The sequence below is a fragment of the Arthrobacter sp. Hb9-2 genome (assembly GCF_059091165.1).
Genome location: NZ_JBNHGJ010000039.1, coordinates 1 through 13,657, shown reverse-complemented (window position 1 = coordinate 13,657; position 13,657 = coordinate 1). Strand labels below are relative to the sequence as shown.

Annotated in this window: 15 protein-coding genes; 8 read left to right on the top strand and 7 right to left on the bottom strand. The window is 65.0% G+C overall.

The window, feature by feature from the left end; translation table 11 throughout:
• Nucleotides 1-73 precede the first annotated feature (73 nt).
• Nucleotides 74-970: a 2-dehydropantoate 2-reductase gene (locus tag AC5RV1_RS18240; RefSeq protein ID WP_493995525.1), complete on the top strand. Its 897-nt coding sequence runs from the start codon at nucleotides 74-76 to the stop codon at nucleotides 968-970.
• Nucleotides 971-1,068: 98 nt separating this feature from the next.
• Here the strand turns inward: AC5RV1_RS18240 and AC5RV1_RS18235 are convergent, their stop codons facing one another.
• A complete protein-coding gene (locus tag AC5RV1_RS18235) occupies nucleotides 1,069-1,317 on the bottom strand; it encodes a hypothetical protein (RefSeq protein WP_493995524.1) in 249 nt (82 codons plus the stop codon).
• Nucleotides 1,318-1,640: 323 nt separating this feature from the next.
• Between AC5RV1_RS18235 and AC5RV1_RS18230 the strand changes: the two genes are divergently transcribed.
• Nucleotides 1,641-3,194: a serine hydrolase domain-containing protein gene (locus AC5RV1_RS18230; protein ID WP_493995523.1), complete on the top strand. Its 1,554-nt coding sequence runs from the start codon at nucleotides 1,641-1,643 to the stop codon at nucleotides 3,192-3,194.
• A gap of 32 nt (nucleotides 3,195-3,226) precedes the next feature.
• Here AC5RV1_RS18230 and AC5RV1_RS18225 read toward each other — a convergent pair whose 3' ends face one another.
• Nucleotides 3,227-3,493, bottom strand: a complete 267-nt coding sequence (locus AC5RV1_RS18225) for a hypothetical protein (protein ID WP_493995522.1) — start codon at nucleotides 3,491-3,493, stop codon at nucleotides 3,227-3,229.
• 191 nt (nucleotides 3,494-3,684) lie between these two features.
• Here AC5RV1_RS18225 and AC5RV1_RS18220 point away from each other — a divergent pair, with 191 nt between their 5' ends.
• Nucleotides 3,685-4,923 carry an MFS transporter gene (locus AC5RV1_RS18220; protein WP_493947640.1) on the top strand — a complete coding sequence of 413 codons (1,239 nt, stop codon included), beginning with the start codon at nucleotides 3,685-3,687 and terminating at the stop codon, nucleotides 4,921-4,923.
• A gap of 33 nt (nucleotides 4,924-4,956) precedes the next feature.
• Here the strand turns inward: AC5RV1_RS18220 and AC5RV1_RS18215 are convergent, their stop codons facing one another.
• Nucleotides 4,957-6,153, bottom strand: a complete 1,197-nt coding sequence (locus tag AC5RV1_RS18215) for a serine hydrolase domain-containing protein (RefSeq protein ID WP_493995521.1) — start codon at nucleotides 6,151-6,153, stop codon at nucleotides 4,957-4,959.
• Nucleotides 6,154-6,400: 247 nt separating this feature from the next.
• Here AC5RV1_RS18215 and AC5RV1_RS18210 point away from each other — a divergent pair, with 247 nt between their 5' ends.
• The 3 genes from AC5RV1_RS18210 (at nucleotide 6,401) to AC5RV1_RS18200 (ending at nucleotide 9,842) form a co-directional block, all read left to right on the top strand.
• A complete protein-coding gene (locus tag AC5RV1_RS18210) occupies nucleotides 6,401-7,468 on the top strand; it encodes a glycerophosphodiester phosphodiesterase family protein (RefSeq protein ID WP_493995520.1) in 1,068 nt (355 codons plus the stop codon).
• 76 nt (nucleotides 7,469-7,544) lie between these two features.
• The gene (locus AC5RV1_RS18205; RefSeq protein WP_493995519.1) at nucleotides 7,545-8,855 is read left to right on the top strand and encodes a hemolysin family protein; all 1,311 of its coding nucleotides are present in this window, start codon (nucleotides 7,545-7,547) and stop codon (nucleotides 8,853-8,855) included.
• Between the two features lie 552 nt (nucleotides 8,856-9,407).
• Nucleotides 9,408-9,842: an ester cyclase gene (locus AC5RV1_RS18200; protein WP_493947645.1), complete on the top strand. Its 435-nt coding sequence runs from the start codon at nucleotides 9,408-9,410 to the stop codon at nucleotides 9,840-9,842.
• A gap of 138 nt (nucleotides 9,843-9,980) precedes the next feature.
• Here the strand turns inward: AC5RV1_RS18200 and AC5RV1_RS18195 are convergent, their stop codons facing one another.
• The 3 genes from AC5RV1_RS18195 to AC5RV1_RS18185 all read right to left on the bottom strand — a co-directional run bounded on the left by AC5RV1_RS18195 (nucleotide 9,981) and on the right by AC5RV1_RS18185 (nucleotide 11,340).
• Nucleotides 9,981-10,361 carry a VOC family protein gene (locus AC5RV1_RS18195; protein WP_493947646.1) on the bottom strand — a complete coding sequence of 127 codons (381 nt, stop codon included), beginning with the start codon at nucleotides 10,359-10,361 and terminating at the stop codon, nucleotides 9,981-9,983.
• Nucleotides 10,362-10,588: 227 nt separating this feature from the next.
• The gene (locus AC5RV1_RS18190; protein ID WP_493995518.1) at nucleotides 10,589-11,092 is read right to left on the bottom strand and encodes a mycothiol transferase; all 504 of its coding nucleotides are present in this window, start codon (nucleotides 11,090-11,092) and stop codon (nucleotides 10,589-10,591) included.
• A 41-nt stretch (nucleotides 11,093-11,133) separates the two neighbouring features.
• Nucleotides 11,134-11,340, bottom strand: a complete 207-nt coding sequence (locus AC5RV1_RS18185) for a hypothetical protein (RefSeq protein WP_493995517.1) — start codon at nucleotides 11,338-11,340, stop codon at nucleotides 11,134-11,136.
• Nucleotides 11,341-11,548: 208 nt separating this feature from the next.
• Here AC5RV1_RS18185 and AC5RV1_RS18180 point away from each other — a divergent pair, with 208 nt between their 5' ends.
• Nucleotides 11,549-12,733 carry a metallophosphoesterase family protein gene (locus AC5RV1_RS18180; RefSeq protein ID WP_493995516.1) on the top strand — a complete coding sequence of 395 codons (1,185 nt, stop codon included), beginning with the start codon at nucleotides 11,549-11,551 and terminating at the stop codon, nucleotides 12,731-12,733.
• Nucleotides 12,734-12,880: 147 nt separating this feature from the next.
• Nucleotides 12,881-13,276, top strand: coding sequence for a DUF1801 domain-containing protein (locus AC5RV1_RS18175; RefSeq protein ID WP_493995515.1), 396 nt, complete (start codon nucleotides 12,881-12,883; stop codon nucleotides 13,274-13,276).
• Nucleotides 13,277-13,325: 49 nt separating this feature from the next.
• On the opposite strand, the gene AC5RV1_RS18170 is transcribed toward AC5RV1_RS18175, so the two are convergent.
• On the bottom strand, nucleotides 13,326-13,657 hold a 332-nt coding region (locus AC5RV1_RS18170), incomplete at its 5' end, for an HNH endonuclease signature motif containing protein (RefSeq protein WP_493995514.1).

Genomic DNA, 13,657 nt, shown 5'->3' with positions numbered 1-13,657 from the left:
GGGAGGTCCCAGTGAAAGCCCCTAGCCTTGGAACATCGGTTGCAAACAAACCACCCCGGAAAGGTACGCACCCATGCGGATACTCGTCGTCGGAGCCGGAGCCACAGGCGGGGCCTTCGGTACGCTCCTGCAGGAAGCGGGCCGGGATGTCACCTATCTGGTGCGGCCGCGCAAGCAGGAGGTGCTTCGCCGCGACGGGTTGCGCTTCATCTCCCCCACCGCTGACCGGACGCACGCGGTGAAGACCATCACCGCCCCGGACGGGTCAGGGACCTTCGATCTGATCCTCGTCACGGTCAAAGCCACCGCAATCGATGGCGTACTCGCTGAGCTGGACGCCTTCGTCGGGCCTGGCACCGCGATCATTCCCATCCTCAACGGCATGGCCCATGTGGACCGCCTTGAGCAGCTGTACCCGGGGCAGGTGCTCGGCGGGCTGGCCCGGATCGTCGCCACCCTTGACGGTGATGTGGTCCGCCAGCAGATGGCCCTCACCTCCCTCACGGTGGGCGGGCTGAACGGAAACGCCGTTCCCGCGGATGTTTCCAAGGCTCTTGACGTGCCCGGCGTCGACTTCTCCGTAGTAGACGACGTGGTGGGCGCGCTGTGGGAGAAATGGGCATTCATCGCTGCCGCAGGGATCATCAATTGCCTGTTCCGGGCGCCGGTTGGCCGGATCATCAGTGCCGGTGGTCACTCAAGGATTCTGGAGGCCATCAGTGAAACCGAAGCGGTGGCGGCGGCAGCAGGACATCCCGTTTCCGACGCCGCTCATGCACAAGCGGTCGGAATCCTCACTGAGCCGGGATCGGCCTTCACGTCCTCCCTGTACCGGGACCTCAGCGCCGGACTCCCGTCGGAAGCCGAGCACATCCTCGGTGACCTCGCCCGCAGGGCCCGTAGCCTGGACGTCCCAACGCCCCTGTTGGACCTCACCCTCATCCAGATCAGGGCGAGCCTCCCGCTCTGAAGCCAGGCGGTTCGGCTGAAGGCCCCCCACACACAAGAAAGCGCCTGCCGCCGTTTCCTTCCGGAAGGGCAGCAGGCGCTTTTGGTGCGTTTCGCGGGTTAGCCGACGCGGGTGTAGCTGATTTCCGTCTTTCCGGCAGGAACCGAGTGAAGGGTCACGTACGTGCCCTGGGCTTTGTTCGCATTGCCGGGAAGGACGCCGGGCAGCGAAACGTAGTTTCCCTCGACACGGCGGAGCGGAACTTCCCGGTCAGCCGGGAGGCTGACGTAGCTGCCGCCACGCGGGGTGCTGTTCGTGACGGTCGTTTGGGTTTCCTGGGTTACGGCCCGTCCGGACTGCAGAGTCATATGATCTCCTGTGGTTGTGGGGGCTTGCCGGCGTCACCGATGCTGGTGCTGTACCGCCTGCACGCCATTCAGAAAGGGGGCGCAAGCATGGGCAGTTCGACGCGGCGGCCGACTGCCGGCACGCGGGGATGTTATCCCTGCGGCAGCACTGAAGGGCTTCGGCGGCCTGGTAACCAGTCTACGGAGTTAATGTGAGTAACTCAGAATAAGGTGGGCGATCTCACGGGGACTTCGTCCGTCCTTCCTGTGACCGTCAGAAGTGTTTGTTTTCCGTTGGGCCAGGCCATACCGTAAAGGGACGCTCAGCCGAAGCAGGTGCAGCCATGCGGACTAACTCGTGGTCAACGCGCTGCCTGCTGGTGTGCTTCCTCCTGGCCGGAACCCTCGGCGGCGCCACTCCTTCCCGAGCTGTCCACCTTGGCCTCATGCCCACCCAGCCCAGCACTCCGGAGCAAACCTACGAAGCTGTGGACACCTTCCTGCGGGAGCAGATCGAAGTCCTGGGGATTCCCGGTGCCGCGGTCGCCGTCGTCCGGGACGGCACCCAGGTGCACTCCGCCGCCTTCGGCCGCGCGGACCCCTCCGGGCGGCCGATGACAGCCCAAACACCGGTACTGCTCGCCTCCACCAGCAAGTCACTGACAGCCATCGCCGTGATGCAGCAGGTGGAGGCCAAGCGACTGCGGCTGGATGAACCGGTGCAGACCTACCTGCCCTGGTTCACCCTGAATGACCCCCGTTCGCCGGCGATCACCGTCCGGCAGCTGCTCCACCAGACCAGCGGCATGTCGGCCAGGGACACCGCCTTCGAAGCGTCCCTGGCTCAAGACCAGGGAGCCCTCGAAGAAGCAGTCCGCGCGCTGGCCGGCTCCTCACTGGCGGTCGAACCGGGGCAGCGTTTCCACTATGCCAGCGCCAACTACAACATCCTTGGCCTCCTGGTGCAGACCGTCGCCAACCAGCCCTTCGGGGACTATCTGAAGCAGCACGTCTTCGGGCCCCTGGACATGGTCCACAGCCATCCCACCCGCGCCGCTGCCCGGGCGGATAACGGGGCCGCGGGGCATTCCCGCTGGTTCAGCTCGTTCTGGCTTCAGACCGACGTCCCGGTACCCACCGCCGGAATGCCCTCCAGCACCATGTACTCCTCGGCCGAGGACCTGGGCCACGAGCTGATTGCCCTGCTCAACGGGGGGCGTTACGGGGATGCCCGGATCCTGGAGCCCGAGAGTGTAGCGGCAATGTTCGAGCCCCGGACCCGGGTGGACGAGGCGAAGGGCTACGCCATGGGCTGGTACACCCGGCCGCTCGTGGAGTCAGTCGATCCCGCAGCCCCCGCTCCGCAGGACTTGCCGCTGCTGCTGGAGCACCAGGGGGAATGGGGCAACAGCCACACTTACCTGGCCCTGGTTCCGGGCTCCGGCCTGGGCGTCGCCCTGGTCATCAACGGCAACGACACCGCCGCCCCCTCCCGGCTCAAGGCCATCGACACGAACATCCTGCGGATCCTCCACGGACAGTTCCCGGCGCCCGCCGTCGTGTATGAGGACTGGCTGCAACAATTCAGCTGGGCCGTCTCCCTGGCTTTGCTGCTGACGGAACTGCTGAGCCTGTGGCTGGCGCTCTTAGTCCTGCTCCACGGCCGGTTCGGGGCCGGCAAACGCTGGCCGCACCTGGTCTGGGCCGGCGGCACCTTAGCGCTTGACGCGTTCGCCCTGTGGCTGTGCCTCATCTATGCACCCGCCCGGTTCGACACCGATTTGCTGGTGATCATCCGCCAGTTTCCCGACGTCGGCGTCTCGCTGGTGCCCGTGCTTGGGCTGGCTGTTGTGTGGTCCATCCCGCGGACAGTGTGGCTGCTCGTCACCATGCGGTAAACGCCGTGACCACCCGTCAGCGAGCGCGCGGCCTACTCCCCCATGCCGGGATGCACCGGAACGAAATCAATCGTGTTGCCGGAATTCGTTCGGCCCGCCGGAGTCCTGGAGTAGCCCCGCGCATCGAGGCCGTTCTTCGCACGGAATTCCGCGAGTGCTGCATCGTAGGCGTCGTTGAGGGTTTGCCCTGAGAACTCACCGGTGCTGCCGTCGGTGAAAGTGATCCTAATGCGGACGCTGGCCGGGTAGTGCCGGTTCATCCGGATATAGCCTTCTGCGTCCTGCTGGAGGGTAATCAAGGAGATCTGCTTTCGTTAGGGGCCAAACTCCAAGTGTGGCGCAGATTGCGGGGCACAGATACCAGCTCCGCCGCTTCGAAACACGCCGCCCTGCACGGAAGCACTTAGTTCACCGGGTAAACTTGTTGGAGGAATTGTTGGGCCAGCAGCGCCAGGTTCCGCTCCCCTCCCCCTTGAATGGAACATCCCTCATGTCCTCCGCGACTTCCGCGCCGGCGCCCCAGCGTTTCCCGCTGGCCGCCATGATGGTCCTGGCCACCATCGCCTTCACCGCCATCACCACCGAACTGCTGCCGTCCGGCCTGCTCCCGCAGATCAGCACCGGCTTGAACGTGTCCGAGCCGGTGGCGGGCTACCTCGCCGCCGCTTATGCCGCCGTCATTGTGGTCACCGTGGTGCCCGCGGCCCGGCTGCTGGCCAATGTACCGAAGCGACCCTTGCTGGTGGCCCTTGTCCTCACCTTCGCGCTCAGCAACGCCTTGGTAGGCCTCGCGCCCGATTTCACGTTCGCGATGGTGGCACGGCTGGTGGGCGGTCTGGCGCACGGACTGCTCTGGACCACGATGGCTCCCTATGTGGCCCGCGTGGTCCCGGCCGACAAGGTGGGCAAGGCCCTGGCCATCGTCTTCAGCGGCAACAGCCTGGGCCTGGCCATTGGCGCCCCGATTGGGACGGCCTTGGGCACGGTCCTCGGCTGGCGTGCGGCTTTCCTTGCCCTCGCCGGATTCGGCGTACTCCTCGCGGTTCTGGGCTTTTTGTTCCTCCCGTCCATGCGGCGCAGCGCCGGCGAGGTCCGCCCGTCGATGCGCGCAGCCATCGCCCAGCCTGGCGTGAAGCCCGTAGCCATCGCCTGGCCGCTGCTGGTCCTGGCCCATTTCGCGCTTTTCACTTACATTGCCCCGTACATCCGCGAGGCCGGCCTGCCCGACTACGCCATCAGCCTCTCCCTCACTGTCCTCGGCGTCTCCGGCCTGCTGGGCATCTGGATCGCGGGGCTCACCGTGGACTCGCACCCGCGCCGTTCGCTGCTGATTACGACGGCGGCAATCGCCGTTTCGATGCTCGCGTTGCCGTTCGTGGGTGGGAGCCTGCCCATTGCCCTGGCTTTGATGACCGTGTGGGGCGCGGGGCTGGGAGCCATCGGCATCTACAACCAGTCGGCCATCCTCCGGGCCGGCCGGGAGAACAAGGATGCTGCGAACGGGCTCACGGTCCTGACTATTCAGCTGGGTATCACCATTGGCGCCCTCTACGGCTCCGCTGCGCTGGTAGTGGCCGGCCCGCTACTGGTCCCGGCCGCCGCTGCCCTGCCCGTGATCGCGGCACTCGTCATCACGTACGCCGGCCGGAAGGCGGCCTACCCGCCCGGTGCGCGCGAGTCCACCTGGAAGCGGCCCAGGCCGGTCGGCGAGCGCGAGAGCAGCCACTAATCGGCGATCCGCTTCCTTTTCAGGCAGCCGCTTTCAGCACGCCTGATTCAGCGCGTTCACCGCCACTTCTGACATCTCGAGCGACTGAGGATCATCAAAACCAATCACGTACGGCTTCGGTGCCCGCGCCACAGCCATGGCAATCTGCCGCGATCCGTCGGCGCTGATCAGCGCAAGCGCAGCGTATCCCCGCACCACACCGACATGTCCGAAGTAGGCGTTGTTGGAGCAGGAGTCATAGCGGCGGACAACACCGAGCCCGTACTGCTCGTACTTCGGATGATGCATTTCCGCCACGCTTTGAGGAGTCAGCAGTGTCCCCTTCTGAAGCGCGGCGAAAAACGTGTTGAGCTCGGGGACAGTTGAGATCATTCCGGTGTCCGGGGAACCGGCGTGGAATGGAGCCAGGGCGTTGTCCACCAGCTCACCGCTGTCCGCCTTCGAGTACCCGTGGACCAGCTTCTGCGGACCGGGCTCGTCGCCCGTCATAACGGTGTCCTGAAGCCGCAACGGCTCGATGGTGTCCGCGCGTATGACCGCACCGATCTCTTGGCCGCGCAGCTTCTCGACGAGCAGGGCCAAGGCGGAGTAGTTGGTGCCTGAGTAGCTGAAGAGGCTGCCCGATCCTCCCGTCCAAGGGTCAGCGGCGGCGGACAAGCGTTCCTCGTGGCTCCGCTTGCCATCCCCCGGATCGCCCGCCCTGAGGAGGCTTTCCCAGTAGCGCGGAATGCCGGACCGGTGGCTGAGCAGGCTGCGGATGGTGATGGGTCCCGGCGGCTTGATGATCCTCTCGAAGTCCGGAACGTGCTTCTGGATAGGATCATGCAGCTGGATTTTCCCTTCCTCCACCAGCTTCATCACGGACACCGCCACCATAGTCATGGTGATGCTGCCTACGTGCGTTTGATCGGTCAGCTGGACGGGCTCATTGGTTTCCAGGTTCCGGACTCCCTCCGCCGAGGACCACTCACCCAGCCGGGACTTCATCTGAATGACGACGGCGGTAGCTCCCCCGGCGCGGATGTCCTCGCTGTACTTCTTGAGCACGGCTGCGAACGCAGGCGCAGTTGCCGTGGCAGAGGCAGTGGCACCGGCAGACGCCGATGTGCCCGGCGCAGTTTGTTGGTCCCGCGGGGCGGGCGCGGTAGTGCAGCCTCCAACCCCGAACAATACGAGGGCTGCGGCGGCTGCGGCCGCACCGCGGAACAGCGCGAAACGTCCTGCCTGCATCTCAAATCCCTTCGAGACGCCGTACCACAGCTGGACCCCTGGGAGACCGCCAGTTGCACCGACACTTCCGATGTTCCTCAGCGCGGGAAAGGGTGTCAAGACCGGCGGTAAGCCCCAAGGTGAACGCCCCGACCACCGCCGTTAACCCACCCTCCAACTCCCCGCATCAAAGACGCAACCTGCCCTCCCTAGCGTGGGCGGGTCACCGGCGAACAGCCGGTCCCCGTCATCCCAGGAGGAACCACCCATGCGCCAAGTCCTGACTGCCGCGGCAGCCGCCGCCCTGATCGCAGCAATGGCGAGCCCCGCCGTCGCCGCCCCGGAGAACGAAGCCGGCACGCCGTCGTCGAACGCTGCCGGAGCCGCCACCTCCGCCCTGAAGGTAAACGAGCGCAACGGTTCCTTCGACCTGCAGAGCCACCGCGGCGGCCGCGGCGAATGGACTGAGGAGTCCCTGGCCGCATTCGCGAACTCGCTGGCGCTGGGCGTGACCACCCTCGAACTGGACACCCACCTGACCGAGGACGGCAGGGTGATCGTCTGGCACGACGACACCATCCAGGCCGCCAAGTGCATCGACACCGCAGCCGCCACCGCCGGCGACCCCGAGTTCCCGTACGTCGGCGACCGCGTGGCCGAGCTCTCCTTGGCGCAGGTCAGGACGCTCAACTGCGGCTTCGTGCAGCTGCCCGGCTACCCTGAACAGGACGTCATCGAAGGCAACCGGATCGCCGAGCTCAAGGACGTCTACCAGCTGGTCCGCGACGCCAACGCCGGCAAGGTCCGCTTCAACGTGGAGACGAAGGTGGAGAGCAGCGAGGTTGGCGGCGCCGGCATGGAATCCCTCACCCGCGCCGTGGTGGCCGAGATCCAGGCCTCAGGCATGGCGGACCGCACCACCCTGCAGTCCTTCGACTGGTCCTCGCTGAACCTCACCAAGGAGATCGCGCCCGAGCTGCCGCTGGTGGCGCTCTCCAGCGGCGACGCCTGGATGGGCGTAGGCCAGCCCGGTGCCGGCCGCAACCTGGGCGGCATCGACATCGACGACTACGACGGTTCCCTTTCCAAGGCGGCGGCTGCCCAGGGGTACGACGCCGTCTCCCCCACGTTCCGCTCCGTCACCCCGGAGATGATCACCGAAGCCCATGGCCTGGGCCTGCCCGTCATCCCGTGGACGGTGAACACCACCGCTGACATGGTCCACCTGATGGACCTGGGCGTGGACGGCATCATCACCGACTACCCCACCCGACTGCGCACCCTCATGGAGGAGCGGGGCCTCAAGCTGCCGAAGGCTTACGAAGTCAAGGGCTAACTCCCCCTGCGTGTCCGGCCCGGCGGCAGCTTCCGCACTGCTGCCGCCGGGCTTTTCCATTCGGTAACCTCTGTTCATGGACAGCGACACCCTGCTTAATTTCCTGTTGGTCCTCTTTTTTGTGCTGCTGGGCGGGGTGTTCGCCGGCACGGAGATGGCGCTGGTTTCCCTCCGCGAGAGCCAGGTACGCCGGATGGAGAAGTCTGGAAAGCGCGGCGCCCGAATTGCAGCGCTGGCCGGGAACCCCAACCGGTTCCTCTCAACGGTCCAGATCGGCGTGACGCTGTCCGGCTTCTTCTCTGCTGCCTACGGCGCCTCCACCATCGCGCCCGACGTCGAACCCCTTCTGGAAGGCATCGGTTTCGGCGCCTCCGCGGAACCGATCGCCTTCATCGGCATGACGCTGCTGGTCGCCTACCTCTCCCTGGTCCTCGGCGAACTGGTGCCCAAGAGACTGGCCATGCAGAGTGCCGTCGGCTTCACCAAAGTCCTGGCCCCTCCCCTGGGCGTCCTCTCCGAAATAATGCGGCCCGCCGTCTGGCTGCTGTCCGTGTCCACGGACGCCGTCGTGAGGCTGTTCGGAGGTGACCCGAATGCCAAGCAGGAGAGCGTCAGCTCCGAGGAGCTGTGGGATATGGTGGCTGAGAGCGAGGTGCTGGAAGAGCACAGCCGCAGCATCCTCTCGGACGTCTTCGCCGCCGGAAACCGCTCACTGCAGGAGGTCATGCGCCCCCGCACCGAGGTGACCTTCATCAATGGCAACCTCAGCATCGCCGAGGCGTTCAGCATGGTCAGGGACGCCCCCTATTCGCGCTATCCCGTGATGGACAAAACACCCGACGACGTCCTTGGCTTCATCCACGTCCGTGACCTCGTGCCCCGGGACGGGAAGCACGACGACGGGCACGTGCGGGACATCGCGCGGGAGATCCTTCCGCTGCCGGGGACCAACAAAGTGCTGCCCTCCCTGCAGCGGATGCGCAGGCTGGGCCAGCATATCGCGCTGGTGGTGGACGAATACGGCGGCACGGACGGCATCGTCACACTTGAGGACCTCGTGGAGGAACTAGTGGGCGAAATCTACGACGAGTACGACGCCGGCGCGGACGCCGAGGACCGTGTTACCAGGGCCAACGGATCGCTTGACGTGGACGGCGGGCTCATCCTTCAGGAGTTCGCCTCGGCGTCCGGCATCGGACTGCCGGAGGGGCATTACGAAACAGTCGCGGGGTTCGTCATTGACCGGCTGGGGCGGCTGCCGCGGACGGGAGACAGCGTGGAAGCGGACGGCCATGTGCTGACCGTAACGGCGATGGACCGGCTGCGCGTTACGCGGATCCGGGTGACGCCGGCGGACGGGCAGGAACCGCCGTCGACCGGGAAATAGACCGGAAATCAGACCGGAAGCCCGCGGCGCAGAAAGCCATGGAGCGCTTCATGCGTCGTCAGTAGTATTTCCTGCTGTCGTGCTGAGGTGGACGGTCCGCGGAAGGCAAGTGCCCCGACCACGTTTGGGTACCCTTGTCGTATTTTCCGCACCGCGTGCAGCGCCGGCGGAAGGTCCCTTTCGGATTCTCTTCGAGTAGCCAATGATGTCCGAGATTCAGCTTGCAAAACAGTGACTTGAGCATGATGAAATCCATCTCGAAAAGCTCGGGTTCGGAAGTGGATCGGAACCACCGGAGCCGACTCCATTTTACGCTCTCTCGGCGTCTCACACAGTGGTGTTCATCGGTACTGCTGTCTCCACCAGTAGCTTGGCCACGAGTTCACCGCGGTTGCCCACGCCCACCTTCCCGAAGAGCGACCTCCGATGCTCAGGAGATTGACAGGTAAATCCGCGCAGATGTGCAATTAAATTGGCTCCAGCAGTCAGCCGGAGCCAGTCCACGAAGCGGCCTCCGCTTCCGTGAGGCCGCCCAAAAATTGGAGGTCCACAATGGGACAGGCACGCGAAGTCATGGATCGCCTCACCACCGCCATGAATGACAAAGACAAAGACGTGCTGGCAGCTTGCTACGCAGCAGACGCCGTTGCCTACACCCCCGACGAAGGGCAACTGAACGGGCGGGACGCCATCACCAGCTATCTCTTCCACTTCTGGGAAGCCCTGCCCGACGTGCACTACGAGTACGCGGAGAGGCACGAAGCCGGCAACGTGGCCATTGACGAGGGGTACGTGGTCGGTACGAACACCGGACCACTGCGCATGCCCTCCGGCGAAGCCCATCAGCCCACCGGCAAGCAGATCAGGATCAGGAGCTGTGACATCGCCAGGGTCGAGGGCGGGGAGATCGCCTCCCACCACTTCTACTTCGATCAAGTGGAGTTCCTGGCACAGCTCGGACTGATGCGCGAGTTGTCTTCGCACTGAAGGACGCCCGGCCTGCCGTTGCCTCCTAACGGCAGGCCAGACCGTCCGGTCCAAACGCGGTTCACCTGGCGGAGCCGCCCGCCCGCGCGGGCGTCGTACGTTCCTTCCGTCAGGCGCCCTGACGCGTCCCCTCCGGCGCTAGGTACGCTGGGCGACGTTGAGGATGTTCCCCTCGCTGTCCAGGAACCAGGCGGCCTTTCCCCAGTCGGTCGTGGCAAGGCCGTTCTCCGTCTTCAAACCGGGCTGGTCGTAATCCTCAAATACGACGCCGCGGCTCCGCAGTTCCTCCATGTCGCGTTCGATGTTGTCCGATTCCCAGCCCATCTGGGTGTGCTTCGCTGTCCCTGCGTTGTCCGTCTGATAGATGAGGAAGCTCGTTCCATTGCCGCAGCGGTACAGCAGGCTGTACTCCTCCATGGACTCGGAACTTTCCAAACCCAGCTTGTCCCGATAAAACTCCTTGGCCCGGTTGATGTCCTTCGCGGGCAGGACAGCCATAATTGCTGAGTCCTTGAGCATGATCGATTCCTTTGTGCATTGTTCGCGTTGGCGGGGATGCTCTCCCCCTTTTACGTACCCGGAATACCCCTAATCCGAGGCCGCGTGGCCGCCCGTTCCGCCATGACCGGGCCAGCCACCTGGGACCCTGCTGCGCCCCCCAGCAAGAATCGCCGCAGGGGTCCCCGACGCCTACGTGGCCATTATGGAACCGAATTCCCTGGACGGAAATAGGTAAATCATTCTCACTATGCCTGCTTCAAGCCCTTGGCGTATGCGGCCTGCCCCACGTGCTGCAGGCAGTCCGCGATGGTGCTCACCAGCCGGACCCCGAGGGTGACCGGCGGGTCCCAACGGGTGTCTACTATGCGGTCCAGATCCTCATCGCCGAGCGTATGCACAAACTCCACCGTTTGCCGGTGGACAGCGTCGTAGTAACCGAGCAGCAGTTCCGGCGGCGCCTGTACCGCGTCCACCTGGTCGCTTGAATGTCCGTAGCCGGTGTCGTTCCGGGACAGGGGCAGGCCGAAGCGGCCTACGAAGTCCTGCGCCGTCCACACTTGTTGCAGTCCCGCGGCGTCGGCCACCTGCACATCTTCCACCCGGGCAAGGTGCCAAATCAGCCACGCGATTGAGTTCCCGGTGCCACCGGGCCGCCGGGCCAGGGCCCCGTCGTCGAGCCCTTTGAGTGTGGCTTCCACTGTTTCCCTGATTCTGCTGAAGGAGTCCAGCAGCAGTTCATTGAACTTCATTGGTGCCCCTCATCGCTTCGGACCTGCCGAAGACCCTCTGACTAGTTCTCCTGGCCGCCGGTTTCCTCGTCAGACTTGTCGCGGGCCTCCCGCAGACGCTGCTCCAACTTGGCCTCTGCGTCCCTTCTGCGGTAGCCGATGGAGCGGGCCTGCTCAGACGTGGGATAACGGTGTTCCCGCTCCCACGCATGGTCGTTTACCCCGGTTACCGGCACAGAGGCCGCGTCCGGTTTGTTGTTTTCACCCATACCGGATGGTCTCACACCCGGGGGTGGGGCAACAGGCCCGGACCCTCCTGCGGGACACGTATTGGCGGTCAGGACCGCCCTTGCGAATCCGTCACCCCCTCTCCCCATCTGTTGTTCACCGCGCGTTTGGAACCCGGACGCCGGGGCTTCCTACTGTCGCAGGGACGGCGGCCGGAAGCGTGGCCGCGCAACAGGCAGGAAGGCAACCATGACCATCAAAATCCACCAGCCCAGCTTCAGCCGGCGGGCCGCTTTGGCAGCCGCCGGAACTCTGGGGGCGCTGGGAGCCATAGCGGCCGCGGGAACCGGGGCTACGGCAGCACCGGGCGCGAAGGCGCCGAAGCCAACCCTCGCGTTCCGCCCGGACGGCCGCTTCAGGGTAGTCCAGTTCAACGACACCCAGGACGACGAGCAAACGGACCGCCGGACCATCGAACTGATGGACCGCACCCTGGACGCCGAGAAGCCGGACTTCGTGGTGATCAACGGCGATGTCATCAACGGCGGCTGCGATACGGAACTGGAGGTCAAGCAGGCACTGAACCACGTGGTCCAGCCGATGGAAAGCCGGAAGATCCCCTGGGCCATCACGTTCGGCAACCACGATGAGGACTCCGTGGCCAGGACCGGGATGACCGAAGCCAGGATGCTCCAGTTCCTGCAAACCTACGAATACAACGTCAATGGCGACACCACCGACGGCGTCACCGGAACGTCCAACTCGCTGCTGCTGGTTCAGTCCTCCAAATCCAAGGACCCTGCCTTCGGCCTGTGGCTCATTGACACCGGCCGCTACGCACCGGACAGCATCAACGGCCAGGACTTCGAGGGCTACCCGGACTGGGACTGGGTATGGATGGACCAGGTCACCTGGTACCGCAACCTCTCGATCGCCACCGAGCAGAAATACGGGAGGAAGATCCCGTCCCTCATGTGGGGGCACATCGCCCTTCACGAGCACCGCAACATGTGGTTCGCCAGCATCGATTCGCGGACGGACGCGGACCACCAGCGCGCCGTGAAGAAGCACCACATCACGGGCGAGCGGAACGAGGACGAGTGCCCCGGCCCCTTCAACTCCGGCCTGTTCAACGCTTTCCTTGAGCGCGGGGATGTGCGCGGCTACTTCGTGGGCCACGACCACGTCAACACCTACGTGGGCAACTACTACGGCGTGGAGCTTGGCTACGGTCCCGGGACAGGGTTCGGCGCCTACGGGCTGCCGGGCGCCGACCGCAACAGGCTCCGCGGCGCGCGCGTCTTCGAACTGGACGAGAACCACGCGGGAATCTACAAGGAGACACGGCTCGTTTTCGCCAAGGATTTGGGCATCGACCTGGCGGCGAATGACCAGCCGATCACTCCCCTGCCCCTGGGACCGGCGCAGCTCTAGCGGCTGCTTCCTTACGTTTTCAGAAAGTACGACGGCGCAGGCTTCCAGCGCAGGCCACCCCTTGGGCGTGACCCCTTGCCCGCCGGGATCACCCCTTCCGCTCCCAGCCGGATCGGGAACCATAGGTTTGGGAGAAGGAGTTCACCGGTGAGTTATGTAAAGGACCCCCGCGTTGACCAGTACATCGACGTGCTTCCGCCCTGGCAGCAGGACATCTGCCGGCAGGTGCGGGACCTGGTCCACGCCGCCGATCCCGCGGTCGAGGAGACCATCAAACGCACCGTCCAGCCGTACTTTGTCCTGCAGGGCAACATCTGTGCGCTGCTCGCGGCGAAGGACCACGTCAACGTGTTCCTGTACGACGGCGGCATCACCCCGGACCCGCACAACATCATCACCGGGGGCCACGGCAACAAGACCGGCAGGATGATTTCGTACTACGAGGGTGAGCCGGTCAACGAGGAAGCCCTGGTGGAGATGTTCCGCGCGATTATCACCAACAACCGCGCCGGCGGCTGGCGGAAAATCAAGGCGGGACAGTAACAACCACGGAGATGCCCGCGTGTTGTCAAGGTCAGGTCACCTTCCCGTCTCAGTTCCGGGTCTGCCGGATATTCAGTTCGCCCGGCCAGTGGGGTGGTTCCCAGTCCTGGTGTTCGCTGTTGTAGTGCCGCCCGGTGGGTGAGATCCAGCCGGGTGGCTCGGTTGTGCTGGCTGGTGTTGGTTTCCAGCCGCCGGTGTGTCGGAGTTTGTGGTGCTTTGGGCAGGGCTGGCCGAGGTTCGATATGCCGGTGGTGCCGCCTTGGTGCCAGGCGAGGAGGTGGTCTGCTTCGTTGTCCAGGGAGTTGTTGCTGCAGCCCGGGAACGGGCATTTGCCGTCCCGCAGCCGCAGCCAGTTCCGCATGGCTTTGGTCAGCCGGTAGC

Bases quoted from the DNA above. Each gene is read 5' to 3' on its own strand.
- AC5RV1_RS18240 (WP_493995525.1), top strand. From the start codon at position 74: ATGCGGATACTCGTCGTCGGAGCCGGAGCCACAGGCGGGGCCTTCGGT.
- AC5RV1_RS18235 (WP_493995524.1), bottom strand. From the start codon at position 1,317: ATGACTCTGCAGTCCGGACGGGCCGTAACCCAGGAAACCCAAACGACC.
- AC5RV1_RS18230 (WP_493995523.1), top strand. From the start codon at position 1,641: ATGCGGACTAACTCGTGGTCAACGCGCTGCCTGCTGGTGTGCTTCCTC.
- AC5RV1_RS18220 (WP_493947640.1), top strand. From the start codon at position 3,685: ATGTCCTCCGCGACTTCCGCGCCGGCGCCCCAGCGTTTCCCGCTGGCC.
- AC5RV1_RS18215 (WP_493995521.1), bottom strand. From the start codon at position 6,153: ATGCAGGCAGGACGTTTCGCGCTGTTCCGCGGTGCGGCCGCAGCCGCC.
- AC5RV1_RS18210 (WP_493995520.1), top strand. From the start codon at position 6,401: ATGCGCCAAGTCCTGACTGCCGCGGCAGCCGCCGCCCTGATCGCAGCA.
- AC5RV1_RS18205 (WP_493995519.1), top strand. From the start codon at position 7,545: ATGGACAGCGACACCCTGCTTAATTTCCTGTTGGTCCTCTTTTTTGTG.
- AC5RV1_RS18200 (WP_493947645.1), top strand. From the start codon at position 9,408: ATGGGACAGGCACGCGAAGTCATGGATCGCCTCACCACCGCCATGAAT.
- AC5RV1_RS18195 (WP_493947646.1), bottom strand. From the start codon at position 10,361: ATGCTCAAGGACTCAGCAATTATGGCTGTCCTGCCCGCGAAGGACATC.
- AC5RV1_RS18190 (WP_493995518.1), bottom strand. From the start codon at position 11,092: ATGAAGTTCAATGAACTGCTGCTGGACTCCTTCAGCAGAATCAGGGAA.
- AC5RV1_RS18185 (WP_493995517.1), bottom strand. From the start codon at position 11,340: ATGGGTGAAAACAACAAACCGGACGCGGCCTCTGTGCCGGTAACCGGG.
- AC5RV1_RS18180 (WP_493995516.1), top strand. From the start codon at position 11,549: ATGACCATCAAAATCCACCAGCCCAGCTTCAGCCGGCGGGCCGCTTTG.